At 36.0% G+C, this 19,856-nt stretch carries 19 protein-coding genes; 7 read left to right on the top strand and 12 right to left on the bottom strand.

The window, feature by feature from the left end; translation table 11 throughout:
- Nucleotides 1–47: 47 nt before the first annotated feature.
- The 8 genes from BAZ10_RS01525 to BAZ10_RS01490 form a co-directional block, all read right to left on the bottom strand.
- Complete coding sequence (locus tag BAZ10_RS01525) at nucleotides 48–1,142, bottom strand: glycoside hydrolase family 18 protein (protein WP_078770518.1); 1,095 nt, start codon at nucleotides 1,140–1,142, stop codon at nucleotides 48–50.
- Between the two features lie 343 nt (nucleotides 1,143–1,485).
- Entirely contained in the window at nucleotides 1,486–1,962 is a 477-nt protein-coding gene (locus BAZ10_RS01520; RefSeq protein WP_078770517.1) for a hypothetical protein, read from the bottom strand.
- 43 nt (nucleotides 1,963–2,005) lie between these two features.
- On the bottom strand, nucleotides 2,006–3,067 hold the full coding sequence (locus tag BAZ10_RS01515) for an SMI1/KNR4 family protein (protein WP_078770516.1): 1,062 nt from the start codon (nucleotides 3,065–3,067) through the stop codon (nucleotides 2,006–2,008).
- Nucleotides 3,068–3,163: 96 nt separating this feature from the next.
- On the bottom strand, nucleotides 3,164–4,735 hold the full coding sequence (gene rny / locus BAZ10_RS01510; protein WP_078770515.1) for a ribonuclease Y: 1,572 nt from the start codon (nucleotides 4,733–4,735) through the stop codon (nucleotides 3,164–3,166).
- 244 nt (nucleotides 4,736–4,979) lie between these two features.
- Nucleotides 4,980–5,273, bottom strand: coding sequence for a cell division protein ZapA (locus BAZ10_RS01505; protein WP_009085149.1), 294 nt, complete (start codon nucleotides 5,271–5,273; stop codon nucleotides 4,980–4,982).
- Nucleotides 5,273–5,575, bottom strand: a complete 303-nt coding sequence (locus BAZ10_RS01500; RefSeq protein ID WP_034869133.1) for a hypothetical protein — start codon at nucleotides 5,573–5,575, stop codon at nucleotides 5,273–5,275. The genes BAZ10_RS01505 and BAZ10_RS01500 overlap by 1 nt, the downstream gene beginning before the upstream one ends.
- A 125-nt stretch (nucleotides 5,576–5,700) precedes the next feature.
- A complete protein-coding gene (gene ubiE, locus BAZ10_RS01495) occupies nucleotides 5,701–6,426 on the bottom strand; it encodes a bifunctional demethylmenaquinone methyltransferase/2-methoxy-6-polyprenyl-1,4-benzoquinol methylase UbiE (protein WP_078770514.1) in 726 nt (241 codons plus the stop codon).
- Nucleotides 6,427–6,436: 10 nt separating this feature from the next.
- Nucleotides 6,437–7,006 carry a DNA ligase-like domain-containing protein gene (locus BAZ10_RS01490; protein WP_078770513.1) on the bottom strand — a complete coding sequence of 190 codons (570 nt, stop codon included), beginning with the start codon at nucleotides 7,004–7,006 and terminating at the stop codon, nucleotides 6,437–6,439.
- Between the two features lie 113 nt (nucleotides 7,007–7,119).
- On the opposite strand from BAZ10_RS01490, the gene BAZ10_RS01485 reads away from it, so the two are divergent.
- Both BAZ10_RS01485 and BAZ10_RS01480 read left to right on the top strand, forming a co-directional pair.
- Nucleotides 7,120–8,184, top strand: coding sequence for a 3-oxoacyl-ACP synthase III family protein (locus tag BAZ10_RS01485; protein WP_009085157.1), 1,065 nt, complete (start codon nucleotides 7,120–7,122; stop codon nucleotides 8,182–8,184).
- A complete protein-coding gene (locus BAZ10_RS01480; RefSeq protein ID WP_078770512.1) occupies nucleotides 8,181–9,389 on the top strand; it encodes a metallophosphoesterase in 1,209 nt (402 codons plus the stop codon). Before BAZ10_RS01485 ends, BAZ10_RS01480 begins: the two co-directional genes overlap by 4 nt.
- Before the next feature lie 107 nt (nucleotides 9,390–9,496).
- Here BAZ10_RS01480 and BAZ10_RS01475 read toward each other — a convergent pair whose 3' ends face one another.
- From BAZ10_RS01475 to BAZ10_RS01465, 3 genes are all read right to left on the bottom strand, one after another.
- Entirely contained in the window at nucleotides 9,497–10,678 is a 1,182-nt protein-coding gene (locus BAZ10_RS01475) for a hypothetical protein (RefSeq protein ID WP_078770511.1), read from the bottom strand.
- A 551-nt stretch (nucleotides 10,679–11,229) separates the two neighbouring features.
- Nucleotides 11,230–11,919 (bottom strand): polysaccharide deacetylase family protein, encoded by a 690-nt coding sequence (locus BAZ10_RS01470; protein ID WP_245803714.1) that lies wholly within the window; start codon nucleotides 11,917–11,919, stop codon nucleotides 11,230–11,232.
- 66 nt (nucleotides 11,920–11,985) lie between these two features.
- Entirely contained in the window at nucleotides 11,986–12,954 is a 969-nt protein-coding gene (locus BAZ10_RS01465; RefSeq protein ID WP_078770509.1) for an NAD-dependent epimerase/dehydratase family protein, read from the bottom strand.
- A 102-nt stretch (nucleotides 12,955–13,056) separates the two neighbouring features.
- Between BAZ10_RS01465 and ggt the strand changes: the two genes are divergently transcribed.
- The 5 genes from ggt to BAZ10_RS01440 all read left to right on the top strand — a co-directional run bounded on the left by ggt (nucleotide 13,057) and on the right by BAZ10_RS01440 (nucleotide 17,547).
- The gene (gene ggt, locus BAZ10_RS01460) at nucleotides 13,057–14,754 is read left to right on the top strand and encodes a gamma-glutamyltransferase (protein ID WP_078770508.1); all 1,698 of its coding nucleotides are present in this window, start codon (nucleotides 13,057–13,059) and stop codon (nucleotides 14,752–14,754) included.
- Between the two features lie 16 nt (nucleotides 14,755–14,770).
- Nucleotides 14,771–15,166, top strand: a complete 396-nt coding sequence (locus BAZ10_RS01455; protein ID WP_078770507.1) for a hypothetical protein — start codon at nucleotides 14,771–14,773, stop codon at nucleotides 15,164–15,166.
- 144 nt (nucleotides 15,167–15,310) lie between these two features.
- Nucleotides 15,311–16,282 (top strand): sterol desaturase family protein, encoded by a 972-nt coding sequence (locus tag BAZ10_RS01450; protein ID WP_078770506.1) that lies wholly within the window; start codon nucleotides 15,311–15,313, stop codon nucleotides 16,280–16,282.
- 361 nt (nucleotides 16,283–16,643) lie between these two features.
- Nucleotides 16,644–17,144: an ecotin gene (locus tag BAZ10_RS01445; RefSeq protein ID WP_236709620.1), complete on the top strand. Its 501-nt coding sequence runs from the start codon at nucleotides 16,644–16,646 to the stop codon at nucleotides 17,142–17,144.
- A gap of 70 nt (nucleotides 17,145–17,214) precedes the next feature.
- Entirely contained in the window at nucleotides 17,215–17,547 is a 333-nt protein-coding gene (locus BAZ10_RS01440) for a DMT family transporter (protein WP_078770505.1), read from the top strand.
- Between the two features lie 243 nt (nucleotides 17,548–17,790).
- Here BAZ10_RS01440 and BAZ10_RS01435 read toward each other — a convergent pair whose 3' ends face one another.
- A complete protein-coding gene (locus tag BAZ10_RS01435; protein ID WP_078770504.1) occupies nucleotides 17,791–19,770 on the bottom strand; it encodes a urocanate hydratase in 1,980 nt (659 codons plus the stop codon).
- Nucleotides 19,771–19,856 lie beyond the last annotated feature (86 nt).

The following is a 19,856-nucleotide window of genomic DNA, read 5'->3' as shown; positions in this document are numbered from 1 at the left end:
AACCTTTAGATGAAAATAAACCCCGTCAAAAACAGGGTTTATATGTTTTAAAACTGAATTGCATCCAGCAATCCGTCTGTAGGGGCATCACTTGCAAGTTCCCAGAACATAATACCGCCCAAGCGTTGTTTTTTAATATAATCTGTTTTTATTTTAATCGATTTTTTATTGTCACCTGTAGCAAAAAGCTTTTTCTCCGCATTAAACCAGTAAGGTACTGATGCTGTAGAATCCCAGTAAGCAACAAAACCATCGGATTCCATAGTGTCTTTGTTGTTTTTATAGTCCTTGCCACTTACAAATTTTGCAGCTTTAAACAAGCCATTATCATTTGTATCTTCAACTTGAAAATATCTCGTGTAGAAAGGTACACCAACAACAACTTTATTTAAAGGAAATTTATACTTCCTGAAAAAATCTACAGCTCTGTCTATAGATTCATCCTGAGATCTGTTAGAATATAGTGCCGACTGATGACCAGTTTCGGTGGAGTAACCATGTACAAGGTCGTAGCTCATAAGATTCACAAAATCCAGATACGGGTTCACCTTCTGCCATTCTATAGATTTCTCAAAGAAATCACCAAATCCTCCAGCTGCAAATGTAATCAGTTTAGTCTTGCCCAATTCTTTACGCAACTGTATAACAAGATCCGTAAAATTTGGCTTATCCTGATCCTGGTACAAATGCTCTGGCGGTCCTTTTATTGCAGGATATTCCCAGTCTAAATCGATTCCGTCCAGTTTAAAGTGATCGATAAATGCCTTTGTTGACTTTGCGAATTCTATTCTTTTGTTCTTATCCGAGAATGTTGCAGAACAGGTAAAACATCCTGTCCACCCTCCTAAAGCGATCATTGTTTTTAGTTTGGGATGCTTTTTCTTTAATTCGGCAAAGGTTTTTAGCATCACAGTGTCTTTTTTCTTGTTGATACTAATCTTTCCTTCATTATCCAAATGGGCAAATCCGTAAATAAGGTGGGTAACTTTCTTCAGGTCATACTGCATTAAAGAGGTACTATCCGAAGAAATATAAGCCACTACCTTATATTGTTTTTGCTGCCCAAAAGCTATATTCAAACTGAATGTAAGAAAAAGGAAAAAGACTATTTTCCTAAAAGAAATTGTAAAGTTATCATTCATAATATTAGTTTTCCAGACTAAAGATAATGAATTTAAATAAAACGGGATAAAATCAAAAAAAACACAGCCTTATCAAAGTTTAAAACCTGACATAGCTTTTTAGAGCCTGTTTAAATTTTGATCAAAAAAAATATTAGACTTCGACAGGCTCAGCCTGACACTCCTAAAAGGAAGCTATTTTGGACAGGCAATATCACTCTGAGCCTGTCGAATAGTATTAACAATAAAATTTAAACAGGCTCTTATATCAGATCTATAATTCTTTTGATCTTTTTGTAGCTACATTAGGAGGGGTAGATTATTTTCACAATAATTTTCCGATGATCAATCTACTCTGCAGCACTTATAATTCCCATATAGAAACGGCAACTGTATACTCCGCTAAATCACTGTTAGTGTCTACAGTATACTTGCCGGTTTTTGGATCTGTTCCTGACTTCATCTTACCCGACATTTTCACATCAAGTTCATATAGAGATCCGTTCTCACCTTCTTGTTTTCTTATGACACCACTACCTCCGTGCTCAGTTTCATAATTTCCCATAAAAGGCACTAGTTTTGGCATTTTGTATTTTTCCCGCAAAAGCTTCTCAATCCTTGCGTGATCTTTACCTGATACGCTATAGTAAGCGGTTGTCATAAGTTGAGAAAGTTCCTTAGGTTCCTCGCATCTTTCAAATTTAAGCCCCTTTATAGGTTCTGCATAAGCTTTTAGTAAATCACATTCAAACGGAGCTTTTGTTAAATCCTTTTGTTGGCCACTAAAAGTCAAAGGAAGCAATAAGCCCAATAACATTAAATAATAGCTCTTGTATTTCATCTTTATTTGGATTTTATACCGATTATATATTTATATCTGAAAATTAAAACTTACCATTTTCCTGAATAAATCCGAACCTGTTATTACCTTCGCTTTTAATAATCTCTATCTCCTGTCTTATCACCTCTTCGAGCGAGGAAGCCACTACGCTTCTAGTCCAACCTTCATTCTGTAACTCGATAATTTGTCCGAAACTTCCTTTCTCGCTTGGATCCGTATCAATTAGTAAGTAATCACCATTTCGCCCTTCCGCAAAAGGAATCCATTTTGGATTTGCATAGTTAACAGCCTTTACTTTATCAGAATACCCAGCTTTCATTTCTGCCCCCAATACTTCATCATCATTTAAGTCCTGTATTTCTTCCCATTCATCTATAATTTTTTCGAATGGTAACAAATCGTAGCTCCATCCGTTTACACTAAAGCTAAAAGCTGAAGTTACTGCATTCCATCTTACATTATGCACTTTATAGAAATTCAACAGAACCCCGGGTAACGGTACCTCCAGCTGCACTTCTGTTTCATGAATTTGTCCGGCGGTAATACCATGGGTAAGGTTATAATACGCATTGTCCTCATCTACATATTCTTTGATGATAGCAATCCACTTACTCCAAATTACAGCTAAATCTTCGAATCCTGCATCCAATGGTAATGATTCCAAAGTCTTCACCTCTCCTTTTGTATAGGCTTCTATAGAAACTGTATTGAATACTCCGTCTTCTATATCCAGCCATAAACTATGGTTATTAAAAATAAATGCTCCGTTTGGATCATCATCCCATAATTTTACCCGCTTATCTTTATTATTGATATAATACTCTTTTATATCTGTTCCGTTTAGTAAGAGCTCGCCGGTAAAAACCTTTTCCGGTGAATGCTCATAATCCTCTGCCTCGAAAACTACATCAACAGTCTCCGCCAAATTTCCTTCCTTAGAATATGCTTTTAGTCCTAATTCCGACCATGTATAAACGGTATTATGCTCTCCGGTAAAAACACGGGCTTCACCCAGGATACTTTCCAGTTCCTTTATAGGCAGCGGAAGAGCTATGGAATTTCCGTTAATATCAAAACTATCAGCTGTGAAACAAATTCTGGTCATATACACTCTTTTTTAGCGAATATAATCATTTAAACATAAAAAAGCACCGCAATAGCGGTGCTTTATATTTATAATTTAGTTGAGTAACTCAGTCTGTTATCTTGCGATATTTACAGCTCTTGTTTCACGGATTACCGTTACTTTTACCTGTCCAGGATATGTCAATTCATTCTGAATTTTCTCAGAGATATCATAGGAAAGCTGTGCCGCTACATCGTCATTCACTTTACCGCTCTCTACCATTACACGAAGTTCTCTACCTGCCTGAATTGCAAACGCACTAGATACTCCGTCGAAGCTTAATGCTGCAGCTTCAAGATCTTTAAGTCTCTGCATATAAGATTCCAGTACCTGTCTTCTCGCGCCAGGTCTTGCACCTGAAATAGCATCGGCAACCTGAATAATCGGAGATAATAAAGATGTCATCTCGATTTCATCGTGGTGAGCTCCAATTGCATTAATAACTTCTGGATTTTCACCAAACTTCTCTGCCCACTGCATTCCTAAAAGTGCGTGTGGAAGTTCAGATTCCTGCTCCGGAACTTTACCTATATCATGTAATAAACCTGCTCTCTTAGCCAGTTTAACATTTAATCCTAATTCTGCAGCCATTGTAGCAGCAATATTTGCTACTTCTCTGGAGTGTTGCAATAAGTTTTGCCCGTATGAAGAACGGTACTTCATTCTACCTACAATCTTCACTAATTCCGGGTGAAGACCGTGGATACCTAAATCTAAGATTGTTCTCTTACCTACTTCAATAATCTCCTCCTCGATTTGTTTCGTTGTTTTGTTTACAACTTCTTCAATTCTTGCCGGGTGAATACGTCCGTCGGTAACTAAGCGGTGTAAAGATAATCTTGCAATTTCTCTTCTTACCGGATCAAAACATGAAAGCAAAATAGCTTCCGGAGTATCGTCTACAATAATTTCTACTCCTGTAGCAGCTTCCAAAGCTCTGATGTTACGCCCTTCACGGCCGATAATTCTACCTTTAATTTCATCGGATTCGATGTTGAATACAGAAACAGAGTTTTCAATTGCCTGCTCTGTACCAATTCTCTGAATGGTCTGAATAACAATTTTACGAGCTTCGTTTTTCGCATTCAATTTTGCTTCATCCATTACATTGGTAACAAAAGCCTGTGCTTTGGATTTAGCTTCTCCTTTCATTGCCTCTACCAATTCAGCCTTAGCTTCATCAGCAGAATATCCTGAAATCTTTTGTAATAATTCAACTTTCTGAGCAGTAGCAGCAGCTAATTCCTGCTGGCGGATCTCCATTTGCTCAATTTTCTTTTCCAGATCCTGATTCTGACGGGTAAGATCTTTCTCTAATTTCCCGACTTTAGAAAGCTCATCATTAAGCTTATTTTCTTTGTCCTTTGTTCTTTTTTCAGCCTCCTGCATTTTCTTTTCACGCTGCTGAATATTACTGTCATGCTCGGCTTTTAATTCAAGAAATTTTTCTTTAGCCTGTACATTTTTTTCCTTTTTTATACTTTCAGCTTGTACAGTCGCTTTTTCTATAAGATTTTCTGCACTTTTTTTAGCATCTTCAATAATAAATCGGGCTTTGGAGTTTAGCGAACTTTTTGATAGTAAAAAGCCAACCAGTGCTCCTATAACGAGGCATAGAATGCCGACAATGATAATAGTGGTTGTCATATATATAGTTTAATTTTCTTTTTTTATTTCCTTTTTTGTTTCTGTTTTTACACCATAAAAAAAGCCCACATCAGCTCTATGATTAGAGTAAACTCCGAATCTACACGATTTGAGCTGATTTTTACTGTCTGTAATCCGGATAAATCCGGCACGCCATTCAGTAAACATTCGCTCGGCAAATTGTTTGCGTTGAGTTTACCTGCTTGTGTTAGAACTAATGTAGGCAGTCGTTAAAAGACGAATATTATAATTCCTCTAATTCGTTTTGCAATAAATTATTCAAATGAATTAACTTTTCATTCGAAATGCTTATATTCTTTTCGTCATTAAGCTTATTGATCTCCGCATTGGTTCCCAGTCTTAGGGCGCACATTGCTAAAGCATCCTGTTTATCATTAACGGCGAAATTCGCTTCAAATTCCTTTATCATATCCTCTATCTGCTTCCCAACCTTACGTAGTGTTTCTTCCTCAGCTGCGGGAACGTTCAACGGATAGTTTCTTCCGGCTATATTGATGGTTATTCTTCTAAAATCCATTATATGCCTGTGTTTTGAAGTTGCGCTATACAAGAATCTATCTCTTTTACCAACCTGTTGATGTGATTTTTCATCAATCGGTTATGTTCCGGATTACCTGATATAGCAGACATTAATTTTATTCTTCTCTGTTCTTCCTGTAATTCTTCATTTTTGCTGCTTTCATCTTCATATTTCGTCCTCAGCTTTTCATATTTATCCGAAAGCTCTGCATATTTTTCTGAAAGATTCTTATAATTAGCTGTTAACCTAAGAATCTTTTTCTCCAGTGATACAAAATTGCTTTCTAAATCCTTCAGCATTTTCGAAGTTTATAATTCTAACCTAAAAGCAAAAGTAACAAATTAATTTAACATTTGTTAATGTTTACTTCAATTTTATTTTATCAGCCTATCGCCCCAATAGATAAAGCTGATTTGTTTATTTTTTACTTTGTTGCTTTATAAATAGTTGCAATTCCGAAAGTCAGTTTTTTATATTCAACTTTAGAAAATCCTACATTCAGCAATATGTTTTTCATCTTCTCACCATAAGGGAAGGCATTTACAGAATCCGGCAGATATGTATATGCGCGGCTGTCTTTAGAAATAAGCTTTCCTATATTCGGCAGAATATTTTTAAAATAAAACATGTAAAACGGCCCCAAGAAACCTTCAACTTTGGAAAATTCCAAAATAAATACGTTTCCGTTTGTTTTTACAACTCTCTTCATTTCTCCAAGACCCTTTTCCAGATTTTCGAAGTTTCTTACACCAAATGCAGCTGTAATTGCATCGAACTCATTATCCTTGAAAGGCATATGCTCTGCATCTCCTTTTATCATCTGAATCTTGTTCTGAAGTCCTGCTTTTTTCACTTTCTCCACCCCTACATTCAACATTTGCTGGGACAGATCATACCCTACAACATCAGCACCTGTTCCTTTTTGTATGGTCAGTGCCAGATCTCCTGTACCTGTTGCTACATCCAGAATTCTGTTTGGGCTGTCAATTTTAAGCCACTTTACCAACTTGTTTCTCCATGTAACATCTATCTTCATAGACAAAACATGGTTAAGTAAATCATATTTAGGGGCAATGTTATCGAACATTTCCTCTACCTGATTTTTCTTACTTTGTTCTGAATTATATGGGGTTATTGTATTATGTTCCAAAATATTGTTTTTATTCGTTATAATAATCTTTGTAGTAGTTTAAGAAGTCCTGCTTTCTGAATATTTTCGTTCTGGATTCTACCTTCTGGATATTCTTAATTACCTTATCATATTCTTCATTGATGTTGTAATAGAAATCTTCAGTATACAGTTTGTTTATCTTCTTAGCATCGGTAAAAAGAGTTTCTCCGTCTACAACAATATTATGTTTTGCCCGAAGCGAATCTTTGTTCAGATTGTATCCGTAATATTGTCTGTTTACATAATAGTCCTTGTGGGCTATATTTAGCAGACCACGCAGCTTGTTTACAGTGAAAGCAGAATCATAAAGCATTTTCTTGTTCTTATCAAATACTTTTATACTATTCTGACCTTTATTAAGGTCTACTGTTACATATTGTCCGGAAGCAATAATATTCTCTTCCCCGTTATTCACTTTAAAGTAAAAAGTATCAGGAGTGGGATTGTCTACCAGGTAATGGTTTTCTTTTTTTAAATAGATATAGTAAACAGCAAAAGCCACGACCGCAGCCAACACTGAAAAAATAAGGCCTTTCGCCGATGCACCAAGCTTCTTCATACGTCAAAAATAAGCTCTGCAAAGTTAATAATAATTTTGTTTTCACTATTATATATATTTAATTCTTACCTTTGCCAACTATTAATAATTTACTTTTTATATATTAAAAACTGATGCTTAAAAGTGTAATCACCGGTTCCGGTCACTACCTTCCTGAAAGAGTAATTGACGGATCATACTTTAATGACGCTGTTTTCTATGATGAAAATGGTAATAAGATTGAAAAATCTAATGAGGAGATTGTAAAAAAGTTTGTTGAGATTACGGAGATTGAAAGACGCCGTTATGTTACAGATGACCTTTTAAACAGTGATATTGGTGCTAAAGCGGCCCAACAAGCTATTGAAGAAGCAGGAATAGATCCGGAAACTATAGATTATGTTATTGCGGCGAGTAACTTTGGTGAAGTTACACAGAACGGACTGGCTAACTTTATGCCTTCAGTTTCTGCAAGAATAAAAAGTAAACTGGGGATTAAAAACCGCAAATGTGTTAATTACGATATGATCTTTGGCTGCCCGGGATGGGTAGAAGGAATGATCCTTGCCAACGACCTTATTCAGGCTAAAAGAGCAAAAACTATTCTGGTTGTAGGTACAGAAACCTTAAGCCGTGTAGTAGATATATATGACAGAGACAGATTAATCTTTGCTGATGGAGCAGGAGCTGTTATTCTGCAGGCTAAAGAAAATACTGAAGAAGGATTTATTACTTCCAGTACGATTTGTGATAACGATGCAGAGCTGGATTACCTTAGCAATGGTTGTTCTCTGAATCCGGAAGTAGGACCAGAAAGACTATTCATCCGTATGCGTGGTCGTAAAATTTACGAATACGCTCTTAAAAATGTTCCGGATGCTATAAAAGACACCATCAGTCAGGCTGGATTAGACATCGATGATATCGACAAAATCCTTATCCACCAGGCGAATGCTAAAATGGATCACGCTATTATCCACAGACTATTCAAACTTTACGGTAAAGAATACAGAGAAGAGATTGCTCCGATGACTATTCAGGAATTTGGTAACTCTTCAGTAGCAACTGTGCCTACGATGTATGATCTGATTAAAAAAGACAAAATGCAAGGGCATTCTTTCAAGAAGGGTGGTTATGTTGCCATGGCTTCAGTAGGTGCCGGCATGAACATCAATTGCCTCATCTATAAAAACGAATGATTCAAAAAATCTTCCCTTATGTTTTCGGAGTAATCCTGATATTAGAATTATATGTATATCAGGCGATAAAAAACATAACTAAGAATAAAAAAATAAAATTAACATACTGGGTAATAACAGTACTGCTATACGGTATTATTATTACCCTTATGCTTACTTTCGAAAAGGGATCCAGAGACCAGACCAAAGTACATTGGCTTGCCGCTCTGTTTACCATGTTTCTGGTACCGAAAGTATTAATTGCTGTTATTCTGCTTCTGGGTGATATTTTTCGCGTTGCAGAATACACCTTACAGCGTTTTACAAAACCTGCAAAAACTTTCCCCGAAAGACGAAAATTCTTAAGCCTGACAGCATTAGGATTAGGAGCAGCACTCTCCTATTCTTTCTTCGACGGCATAGTATGGGGCAAATACAGATATTTTGTAAGAAACATTAAGGTAAAAATCCCGAATCTTCCTAAAAGTTTTAAAGGCTATAAAGTCCTGCAAATCTCAGATGTACACAGCGGAAGCTTTTCCGATCCTGCTAAATTGCAGCATGCAATAGACATGATTAATGAGCAAAATGCTGATCTTATCTTGTTTACGGGAGATATGGTAAATGCTTATGCCGAAGAGTTTGTTCCTTTTGTAAAACTGTTCTCCACTATAAGATCTAAGGACGGAAAACTGGCAGTTCTTGGTAATCATGATTATGGTGGTTATGGAACATGGAAAAGTCAGGCAGAACACGATCAAAACATTCCAAAACTTATAGAACTTGAAAAACAGGCTGGTTTCGATATGCTTCGTAACGAGTTTAGAATTATTGAAAAAAACGGAGAAAAACTTTATATCGTAGGTGTTGAAAACTGGGGTCTTCCTCCATTCCCGCAATATGGAGATCTGGACAAAGCAACACAGGGAATACCTGCAGATGCTGCCAAGATTCTAATGTCTCACGATCCTACTCACTTTGACGAGATTGTAAAGAAACACCCGTCTAATATTCATTTAACTTTATCCGGACATACGCACGGCATGCAGTTTGGATTAGACTTAAAGAACATTAAATGGTCTCCGGTACAATATAAATATCCTAAATGGGCAGATTTATATGAATCGATGGGTAAATACCTTTATGTTAACCGTGGATTTGGTGTTATTGGATATCCGGGAAGAGTCGGCGTAAAACCAGAAATCACAGTATTTGAATTAAGCTAAGATGCTTCAATAGTATATAATCACACTATTTTCATAGTGTGATTTTTTTTAAAATATAGTTGCCTTTTAATCTTATAATTTACCATAACAATATAGCTACTATTCGTTTAGTATATTTTCTCAGAATATTTTGTAGCAGGTGGAATAACAATAGCATCATATTTTTCAATATAATTAATAAAATCTTTACTTAGCTTAATACTATTCTGAATACTTAACTCTTCCAGTTTGCAGAGATCTATGACAGTCCATTGATTCAGAGAGGTATATTTCAAAAGCTCTTTGTCTTCATCTTCAACTAAATCTTCTACTTTTCCTATTTTTTCATTCAGGACAAATCTTGGAAAAGTTATAATAGAAAATGACTTTGACCGATTAACATTTGCCAGTTCATATATCATGTTACCAACTTCTAAATTTCCACTAAAACCTGTCCCTCTTGCCGTATGAACAGCACCTAATTTAATAAAAGCTTTAACAGGAGGTTTTTTAGTACTTTGATCAGAATAATATCTGGCAAAGTTACTTTTCATATTATCAACTCTTCTCTGCCAAAAGCCCAAAGTTATTTGATGATTTATATTTAATGATAATTCAAATTGTGTTATTATGGGAGTATTTATCTCGTTCTTAGAAAGCATTATAAATTCTTTCAGTTCTTTCGAAGCCAATAAATGACTCATTAAATGGAGGTTGTAATTATCTTTTCCGTTTTTATATTGAGATTCAACAAAAGAATAAACTTTACCATACAAATCTATAGACACTTTTCCTTTATCCGAATTTTTATAAAGCTCATCAATAAGAAAAAGATAGGAACCATAACTCTCAAAATCAATTCCACTAAGACTAATGCTATATTTTTTTAGCTGTTGAAGTGTTTTTTCCTCCTCTTTGGTACCAAAGAATCCAAAAGGTGGCAAATTTATCTGTGATGAATATTTAGTGTAATAGTCTTTTAATGGGAGCGGACTTTCGGCAAGTTCAGTAAGCTTCTTCGCTGCTATTGGACCTATTTCAGTAATATAATGATTATATCCGTTTTCTTTAAAAAGAGGAATTAAAGAAGTTATCAATGTTTCGATTGAATGTATGTTATGTTGTTCACCGATTAAGAAAAATTGTGATTCTATAATTTTATTCATTATAAAATCAGCTCCATATCCTTTAAAATTCTGATCCTGATTTAATGAAAAATAATAGGTAGACTCCTTAACAATATCTTTATTCTGTTGAGAAAACAAAATAAAACTAAAAAATAAAAAACAAAGAATAATATATTTTTTCATTATGTAAATATCATTCAAATTTATTCTTTATTCCTCATTAAAATCAATGACACATATATACTATAACATATCTGTTATAAATAAAGAAAAAGCAGGATCAGGCTCAAAAGTTGGAAACTAAGCAAAGCTCGGCTAATACGAAGATGAGAGATTCTGTTTGGATAGTAATCTGAAGTTTTTGATTTTTCATCTGAAGGATTTTTGCTTCCCTTATTAAGATAGCGTTCCTCCGGAACGCTTCGGATTTTCAGAATTATATTCTATAGAGATAAAGCTCCTAACGGAGCTCCTCACTCATAATGATGAACTCTATTTTCTGTACAATCGTGATAGGAGAAATCAGGAGAAGTTAGAATGAAGCTCCGGAGGAGCCTGATCTGTGTAAAAACAGGTGTGCCAGAAAGTAAGTATTCTGGAAGAAAACTATCTCACAACAGGGCCATTTTCTATATATTCTACCGAGATTTTTATCTTATCCAAAATGCAGTTTATTTTTGATTATTAAATCCTATCTGAAAATTATGCTTTCAGAATATCAAATTTAGATGAGATTAGAAAAAATATTCTCTTAGGGTTGCTGTGGCAAAATCGTTTTCATTAATCCACTTTAGGAATTCAGAGAACTTATGATACATTTTATCACCTAAATTGTACTTTCTGTAAAAAGGTAATCCATAATCAGGAGATTTAACATTCATAAACTGCCATGGATAATAGTACAGTAAGGTATACTCATCCTGATTGACTGTTTCCAGTACCATCCCCTCATAATAACGCAATGGTAAAAACTGAAAAGAAAAATCACTGAATGGCAATCTTGTCATTGGAGATTGTGAAACCGGAAGATATAAAATATCATCCTTCACATATTGGATTGTTTTTCGGGTTATCTTTTTGAGATACTGGGATATATCCCGTGGTTCAAAGCTGGCATCGTATACATAATCCAAATTCTTAAGATCCTGAGCGGAAACATCACAATGGGGAGCATATCGGATTCCGAAGATCTTCTTACCGGATACCTCTTCCAATATCTTTTTAGATTCTGCCAACTGCTCTGTATTCTCTTCGGTATACCAATGGGCTATTCCAAAGTTTTTCGCAACAATGCTTTTTATAAGCTCCGGATTACGTTCTGCAAAATGACTTTCGATAAAAAAAGTGGCCTGTATTTCAGCATTTTCTAAAATACGCAGAAGGCTCTGTGTTCCCTTAACACTAAGCTCATCAAGTTCTTTCATTGAAAAAAGTCCCTGCTTTTCAGTAGGGACTTGAAAACTTCGAAGATTGAATGTTAATAATATCATTTAGGCTTTAACCAACTTCTTTTTTAAATTCTCTAACATGTCCTTAGTCATAGAGGTAATATCGAAATCATATTTCAGCCCCCAGTCCTTCTTAGCTACAGCATCATCTATGCTTGCAGGCCAGCTGTCTGCAATCGCCTGACGGAAATCAGGTTCGTAGCTTATTTCAAATGTAGGCATTTCATTTTTAATTTCAGCCGCCAATTCTGCCGGAGTAAAAGACATACCGCCAAGGTTATAAGATGTTCTTACCGATAATTGCTCAGCAGGAGCATCCATTAACTTTAGTGTTGCATTGATTGCATCGTCCATATACAGCATTGGCATTGCCGTATCTTCTTTTATAAAGCTGGTATATTTACCATCTTCAATAGCCTTATAGAAAATTTCTACAGCGTAATCGGTTGTTCCACCACCTGCAGGAGCTTTCCAAGAAATAAGCCCTGGATAACGGATACTTCTTACATCTACACCATACTTGCTGTGGTAATATTCACACCACTTCTCTCCCGCCAGTTTAGAAATCCCGTATACCGTAGAAGGATTTAACGGAACTTCCTGTCCTACATCGGTTTTAGGAATTTCGCGTCCGAATACAGCAATACTGCTTGGCCAGAAAAGCTTATTTATCTTTTTATCTTTTGCCATTTCCAGAAAATGAATTAGCGGATCTACATTAATTCTCCATGCCAATGGTGGATTCTTTTCTGAAGTTCCCGATAAAAGAGAGGCTAAATGGTATACCGTTGTAATTTTATATTCAGCTACAAATTTTTCGATTGATGCAGAATCAGTCACATCCATTTTGACATAAGTACCTGCTGCAGAATCAACGGCTTTACTTTCATCTTCCAGCCCAAGCCCGAATATGTTTTCTCTTCCGTATATCGCTGCTAATCTAATGCATAATTCAGTACCTATCTGGCCTAATGCGCCAGTAATCAAAATTCGTTCCGTGTGTGACTCCATAATTATTGTTTCAATATTTTAAAGAAGCAAATTTAATTATTATCTAAAACATAATAAAGAATCTGACAGGTTTATTTATTTTTGTATACACAAATTGATCTTATGCGAAAATTACTCTTTACTATTGGGATTATTTCAGCTTCTTCTACTCTTCTTTTCGCTCAGTATACTGACATTAGAGTGGTAAAAGAAGTAAAAGTAAAAAACAAAGGTGTTGTTGTATCAGCTCACCCTCTGGCTAGTGAGGCTGGAACGCTGGTAATGAATGAAGGCGGAAATGCATTTGATGCTTCCATTGCAACCCAGTATGCTCTGGCCGTAGTATATCCACAGGCAGGAAACATTGGTGGTGGCGGATTTATGGTTGCAACAACTGCGGACGGAAAAAAGCTATCATTAGATTATCGTGAGACAGCTCCGGCAAAGGCCCATAAAGATATGTATATCGACAAAAAAGGAAATGCCAATACAGATCTTAGTCAGTACGGATGGCTTGCTGTTGGTGTTCCGGGTTCTGTAGCAGGGTTATACGAGATGCATAAATATGCAAAGCTTCCTATGGAAAAGTTAATTCAGCCTGCTATTGATCTTGCTGAAAAAGGATTTGCTATTACCCAGGCCGAAGCCAACTTGCTAAATTCTACAAAGAAAAGTTTCCTTAGCAATAATAAGAATGCAACTGTTTTTGTAAAAGATATTGACTGGAAAGAAGGAGATATTCTGGTACAGAAAGATCTGGCAGAAACCTTAAGAAGAATCCAGAAAGAAGGATTAAAAGGTTTTTATGAAGGAAAAACAGCTGACCTTATCGTTGCTGAAATGAAAAGAGGTAACGGAATCATTACTCATAATGACCTGAAAAATTATAAAGTAAAATCCAGAACACCTATCACCTTCAATTATAAAGGAAACGAAGTTGTTACAATGCCTTTGCCTTCCAGTGGTGGAATCTTGCTGGCGCAGATGCTTACTATGACTGATTTCGTAGGATTAAAGGATAAGCAAATTAACTCTCCGGAGGCAGTACAGCTAATGGTAGAAGCTGAAAGACGTGCTTATGCAGATAGAGCAGAATATATGGGAGATCCCGATTTTATTCAGGATAAAACAGCAATGCTGATTAGCACTGATTACCTAAAGAAAAGATTTGCCAACTATAATCCTAATCTTGCTACACCAAGCAAAGATGTGGGCAAAATCATCAATCCCGGAAAAGAGAGTACACAAACCACACACATCAGTATTCTGGATAAAGAAGGAAATGCTGTTTCTGTGACTACAACACTGAACGGTTACTACGGAAGCAAAACCGTTGTAAGTGGTGCTGGTTTCTTTTTAAATAATGAAATGGATGACTTCTCTGTAAAACCGGGAGTTCCGAATATGTATGGAGCCGTTGGTGGTGAGGCCAATGCCATTGCACCCAACAAAAGAATGCTAAGTTCTATGGTTCCTACCATTGTGCTAAAAGATAAGAAACCATATATCGTAGTCGGGACACCGGGTGGTACAACAATTCCTACTTCTGTATTCCAGGCAATTGTAGATGTTATTGATTTTGGAACCAATACAAACATCGCTGTTAATGCACCTAAATTCCACCACCAGTGGTTACCGGAAACAGTAGCTGTGGAAAAAGGCTTTCCGGAATACACAATTAAAGAACTGGAAAAGAAAAATTATAAATTCGAAAGACGTGATAAAATTGGCCGCGTAGAAATGATCGTTGTAGATCCTAATGGAAACTACCATGCTGTAGCCGATGGACGTGGTGATGACTCTGTTTCTATGGAGAAGTAAGACATGTAGCTGATTTATGAAAAAAATAATCTTTATCATTCTCATTGTCCTAACATCCCTAGCAAATGCTCAGACAGTGGATGATATTAAAATTAGTGATTTGAAATCCGAATACATAGCTGTCCGCTTTTCTCCGAGGCTAATATCTTCTAATATTCAAATAGAAATTAATTACGGGCAATCGTCAGACTGGCTTTCTTCTTATAAAAGCTCCCCAGTATTAGATGAAAACAAGAAAAAGAAGAATTTTAATTCCATAGTCAGCGCTATTAACTTCTTATCCGACCAAGGATATATGCTTATAACAAGTACCACTGAAGTGTACAATCAGCAAAGTACTAATTATTTCTTTTTCAGAAAAAAAGAAGTTTTGATTAAACAGCAAAGCTCTGAAACAACAAATAAACAGTAATAAGAATTATTTATTATTAAACATAAAAACTGTAGCTTAATTCTTATAGGCAACAGTTTTTTATGCCTTTATCTATCGATGTTATTTATAATATTAAGCCTATTTTAAGCCAATTGCTGCAATTTTATTGAGTACCTTTGCAAAATGATTGATTGGAATAATTTGTTTACAGAAAACGGACAAGGTGTAGTTTACACCTGGGCTGCTCCGATTCACCTTACGGTGATTTTGGGGGAAATGATTTACAGCCACTTCAATAAAGAAAAACTTTATGAAACAAAGGATACGATTACCAATGTTTATTTAGCTCTTTTAAACTACGGGCTGGACCTTCTGATGAAGGCCTTTGCAATGGGAGTAATGTTCTTCTTCTATCATTACCGCCTTTTCACATGGGAGGAAAATGCATGGTATTGGATTGCGGTATTCCTTTTACAGGATTTCGCTTATTACGTCCTGCATCTTGTAGATCACAAATCCCGTGTATTCTGGGCTGTACATATTACCCATCACAATTCGGAATTATTCAATATTTCTACAGGATTTAGGTCTTCGGTTTTTGAGCCACTGTACCGCTATATGTTCTTTTCTCCATTAGCTTTCTTAGGGTTCAATCCTTGGCATATTATGGTAGTATATGCTATAGTACAGGTGTACGGAACATGGGTACATACCAAAACAATTAAAAACATGGGTATATTAGAATATATTCTGGTAACCCCTTCTCACCACCGTGTACACCATGCTTGTAACATCCGTTATCTGGATAAAAACATGGGCATGATGCTTATTATATGGGACAAATTATTCGGAACTTTTGAAAAAGAAGATCCAAATCTTCCTGTAAAATACGGAATCTATCCTAAGGCTAAAGACCGCGGACCTATTAACGTTGTATTCTATGAATGGAAAAAACTGGCCCGGGACCTGACCCAGCCTAACCTTAGTATGATGGACAGATTCAGGTATATTTTCTATTCACCGGGATGGAGACATGATGGCACAGGAAAAACCGTAAAAGACTATCAACGGGCAGAACTAAAGCGCAGAGAGAAAAAAGCCGCTGAAATGGCAACTAAAAATACCGAAAACGAAATTGTAAAAAAAGTAAGTTAGTTTTCAATTATAATAGCAATGACCAGAATAAATTCTGGTCATTTTTTATTTTACCACATCTGTTTCATTTTTAATTAAAATTAATAATAAATATTTTTTAATGTTTTTATTTCAATATTTACCCATCTATTATTATGCATAAAATACGATGTAGACATTATCATTTATCTACTGTTTTTCTGCAAATTAGTTAAAAATATTCAACAATTATTTTTTATAAAATACAATATACAGATCCCATTTTCAGGAACTTTTCTGAAATAAGATATCCACATTAACTCTTCATAAAAAAAGAAATATTATAATTTTTGGTACGCAAATTGTCTATACAAATACAATTAAAATAATCCCAAATTTTACGATGATGAAAAAAACAATTTTTGCGAGCGCTTTTTTAGGACTAAGTTTAATGTCAGTTTCATTAATGGCACAAACAACTTATAAAGTTGATTTAGCACCATTCCCAAAACCGGAAAAAGGACAAAAGCAAGTTGTTATTGAGGTTCCACATTCTCAAAACGATGGAAACAAGAAGATTGAAATTTTTGTTGGAAAAACCATGGAAACAGATGGCTGCAACAAAACTTTCCTAAGTGGAGAGTTTAAAAGCAAAGAGCTGAAAGGATGGGGATACGATTACCTTACTTTTACAACCAACGGTAGCACACCATCTACATTAATGGCTTGCCCGGGAGCAAAACCAAAAATGGAGTTTGTAATGTCCGGAGGATATCTTACCGGGTATAATGGAAGAATGCCTATCGTTCTTTATATCCCTGAAGGATATGAGGCTAAATACAAAATTTACGAAGCTAGTCCTGAGCTATACAGTGCTCCGGAAATTATGGAAAAGAAAAAATAAGTATCTTTTCTATACTAAAATAAAAGTTTCCCAAGGGAAACTTTTATTTTTGGTATAAATTTAAAACACGATGAAGCACTATATTTATCTTTTTATCGCTATTATATTTGAAGCAGTTGCTACTTCTACCCTCAAAAGCTCCGAACAATTCACCAAGCTTATTCCCAGTATTATCACTATTGTGGGTTATGCCGGAGCATTTTATTTCCTAAGTCTTTCATTAAAACAAATACCTGTGGGAATTGCTTATGCATTATGGTCGGCTGTAGGAATTGTTCTTATTGCAGCTGTAGGAGCACTGGTTTACAAGCAAATTCCGGATCTTCCAGCTATTATAGGCTTTATTTTTATAATTGCTGGTGTTGTTATCATTAATCTGTTTTCTAAGATGTCTTCTCATTAAAGACTAAATTCAGTTTACTAAACCAAAAATGACTGCAAAAATTTATTCTAAAAACTCTCAGCTTTATTAGAATTAATCTATTTTTTGAAATCCTTAGATTATCTTTTTTATTTCTTTTGCGGTTTATAAAATAAATTCTCAGTAAAAAACTCTAAATAAAAAACATCATAGGTTTCGAAAACCTATGATGTTTGTATATTACCCCCCTGAGATCAGGAGCTTCTTTTTTATATCAAATATCTGTTACAATAAAGATTCATCTACAATATTAGGTAGTGTCACTTTTAGCAAAGGCTCTTCCTCCATAGCTCTTTTAATTGCAAAAATCGCTTCTTCATTTCTAGCCCAGGATCTTCTCGCAATACCATTATTTACATCCCAATGCAGCATAGATTTCAAACGTTGCTCTGCCTCGGAAGTACCATCTAATAGCATTCCGAATCCACCGTTGATTACTTCTCCCCAACCTACTCCTCCACCATTGTGAATGGAAACCCATGTAGCACCACGGAAACTATCTCCAATTACATTATGGATAGCCATATCAGCCGTAAATCGTGAACCATCATAAATATTCGATGTTTCACGGAAAGGCGAATCTGTTCCGGATACATCGTGATGGTCTCTTCCTAACACAACAGGTCCTATTTCTCCATTTGCAATTGCATCATTAAATGCCTTAGCAATTTTAGTACGCCCTTCTGCATCCGCATAAAGGATACGCGCCTGTGAGCCTACTACTAATTTATTTTCCTGAGCTCCTTTTATCCACGTAATATTATCCTGCATCTGCTGCTGAATTTCTTTTGGAGAATTTTTCATAATCTCCTCCAATACTTTACATGCTATATTATCTGTTTTCTGAAGATCTTCCGGTTTTCCAGAGGTACAAACCCAACGGAACGGCCCGAACCCATAGTCGAAACACATAGGCCCCATAATATCCTGTACATAAGATGGATATTTAAAATCGATTCCGTTTTCTGCCATCACATCTGCACCGGCGCGAGAAGCTTCCAAAAGGAAAGCGTTGCCATAATCAAAGAAATAAGTTCCTTTTGCTGTATGCTTATTGACTGCCGCTGCATGACGGCGCAGTGTTTCCTGTACCTTTTCTTTGAACAGTTCTGGTTCTTCAGCCATCATTTTGTTGGCCTCCTCAAACGAAATTCCTGCAGGGTAATAACCTCCCGCCCATGGATTATGAAGAGATGTCTGATCCGATCCTAGCTCAACATAAACATCTTCCTGATCAAACTTCTCCCAGACATCTACGATATTACCATCATAGGCAATAGAAACAACTTCTTTATTTTCTTTAGCTTTTCTTACTCTTGCTACCAGCTCATCCAGATCCGAAATTACTTCGTCCACCCAGCCCTGCTCATGTCTTTTATAGGTTGCAGCCGGATTTACTTCTGCAGTAACCGATACCACTCCGGCAATATTCCCGGCTTTAGGCTGGGCTCCGCTCATCCCTCCAAGTCCAGCAGTTACGAATAGCTTACCGGCAGTTCCCTGATCATCTATTTTTCTGGAACCATTCAGTACAGTAATTGTTGTACCATGTACAATTCCCTGCGGACCTATATACATATAGCTTCCTGCTGTCATTTGTCCATATTGTGTAACCCCTAATGCATTGAACTTCTCCCAGTCATCCGGTTTAGAATAATTAGGAATCATCATTCCGTTTGTTACAACAACTCTTGGTGCATTTTTATGAGAAGGGAATAATCCCATCGGATGTCCCGAATACATTACTAATGTCTGCTCATCTGTCATTTCGGATAAATACTTCATCGTTAACAGATATTGCGCCCAGTTCTGGAAGACAGCACCGTTTCCACCATAAGTAATCAGCTCGTGTGGATGCTGCGCAACAGCTTTATCAAGATTATTCTGGATCATTAACTGAATTGCTTTTGCCTGCTGCGAATTTCCCGGATAATCTTCTATTGGACGTGCGAACATTTCGTAATCCGGGCGAAGACGATGCATATAAATACGTCCATATTTCTCCAGTTCTTCTTTAAATTCCGGAATTAATGTCGCATGGTACTGAGCATCAAAATAACGCAATGCATTTTTCAGTGCCAGTTTCTTTTCATCTTCAGATAATATTTCTTTACGCTTAGGTGCATGACTTACTGTAGTATCGTATGCTTTCGGATTTGGTAAAATCGCAGGAATGCCCTGTTGGATTTGTTCTTTAAAAGTCATTGAATATTCAAAATTTAAAGTTGCTTTCAACTTGGTTTAAAAACCTAAATATATTCAAAATGAAAAATATGAAACAAATAATCCCG

This window comes from Elizabethkingia occulta (genome assembly GCF_002023715.1).
Classification (GTDB): Bacteria; Bacteroidota; Bacteroidia; order Flavobacteriales; family Weeksellaceae; genus Elizabethkingia; species Elizabethkingia occulta.
The sequence above is the reverse complement of the archived record's forward strand: the minus strand, read 5'-3'. Positions and strand labels throughout refer to the sequence as shown.

Excerpts from the sequence above, each read along its gene's own strand:
- BAZ10_RS01440 (WP_078770505.1), top strand. The coding sequence starts at position 17,215 with ATGAAGCACTATATTTATCTTTTTATCGCTATTATATTTGAAGCAGTT.
- BAZ10_RS01435 (WP_078770504.1), bottom strand. The coding sequence starts at position 19,770 with ATGACTTTTAAAGAACAAATCCAACAGGGCATTCCTGCGATTTTACCA.
- ggt (WP_078770508.1), top strand. The coding sequence starts at position 13,057 with ATGCGAAAATTACTCTTTACTATTGGGATTATTTCAGCTTCTTCTACT.
- BAZ10_RS01485 (WP_009085157.1), top strand. The coding sequence starts at position 7,120 with ATGCTTAAAAGTGTAATCACCGGTTCCGGTCACTACCTTCCTGAAAGA.
- rny (WP_078770515.1), bottom strand. The coding sequence starts at position 4,735 with ATGACAACCACTATTATCATTGTCGGCATTCTATGCCTCGTTATAGGA.
- BAZ10_RS01490 (WP_078770513.1), bottom strand. The coding sequence starts at position 7,006 with ATGAAGAAGCTTGGTGCATCGGCGAAAGGCCTTATTTTTTCAGTGTTG.
- BAZ10_RS01450 (WP_078770506.1), top strand. The coding sequence starts at position 15,311 with ATGATTGATTGGAATAATTTGTTTACAGAAAACGGACAAGGTGTAGTT.
- BAZ10_RS01475 (WP_078770511.1), bottom strand. The coding sequence starts at position 10,678 with ATGAAAAAATATATTATTCTTTGTTTTTTATTTTTTAGTTTTATTTTG.
- BAZ10_RS01515 (WP_078770516.1), bottom strand. The coding sequence starts at position 3,067 with ATGACCAGAATTTGTTTCACAGCTGATAGTTTTGATATTAACGGAAAT.
- BAZ10_RS01445 (WP_236709620.1), top strand. The coding sequence starts at position 16,644 with ATGATGAAAAAAACAATTTTTGCGAGCGCTTTTTTAGGACTAAGTTTA.
- BAZ10_RS01465 (WP_078770509.1), bottom strand. The coding sequence starts at position 12,954 with ATGGAGTCACACACGGAACGAATTTTGATTACTGGCGCATTAGGCCAG.
- BAZ10_RS01455 (WP_078770507.1), top strand. The coding sequence starts at position 14,771 with ATGAAAAAAATAATCTTTATCATTCTCATTGTCCTAACATCCCTAGCA.
- BAZ10_RS01520 (WP_078770517.1), bottom strand. The coding sequence starts at position 1,962 with ATGAAATACAAGAGCTATTATTTAATGTTATTGGGCTTATTGCTTCCT.
- BAZ10_RS01470 (WP_245803714.1), bottom strand. The coding sequence starts at position 11,919 with ATGAAAGAACTTGATGAGCTTAGTGTTAAGGGAACACAGAGCCTTCTG.
- BAZ10_RS01505 (WP_009085149.1), bottom strand. The coding sequence starts at position 5,273 with ATGGATTTTAGAAGAATAACCATCAATATAGCCGGAAGAAACTATCCG.
- BAZ10_RS01480 (WP_078770512.1), top strand. The coding sequence starts at position 8,181 with ATGATTCAAAAAATCTTCCCTTATGTTTTCGGAGTAATCCTGATATTA.
- BAZ10_RS01525 (WP_078770518.1), bottom strand. The coding sequence starts at position 1,142 with ATGAATGATAACTTTACAATTTCTTTTAGGAAAATAGTCTTTTTCCTT.
- BAZ10_RS01500 (WP_034869133.1), bottom strand. The coding sequence starts at position 5,575 with ATGCTGAAGGATTTAGAAAGCAATTTTGTATCACTGGAGAAAAAGATT.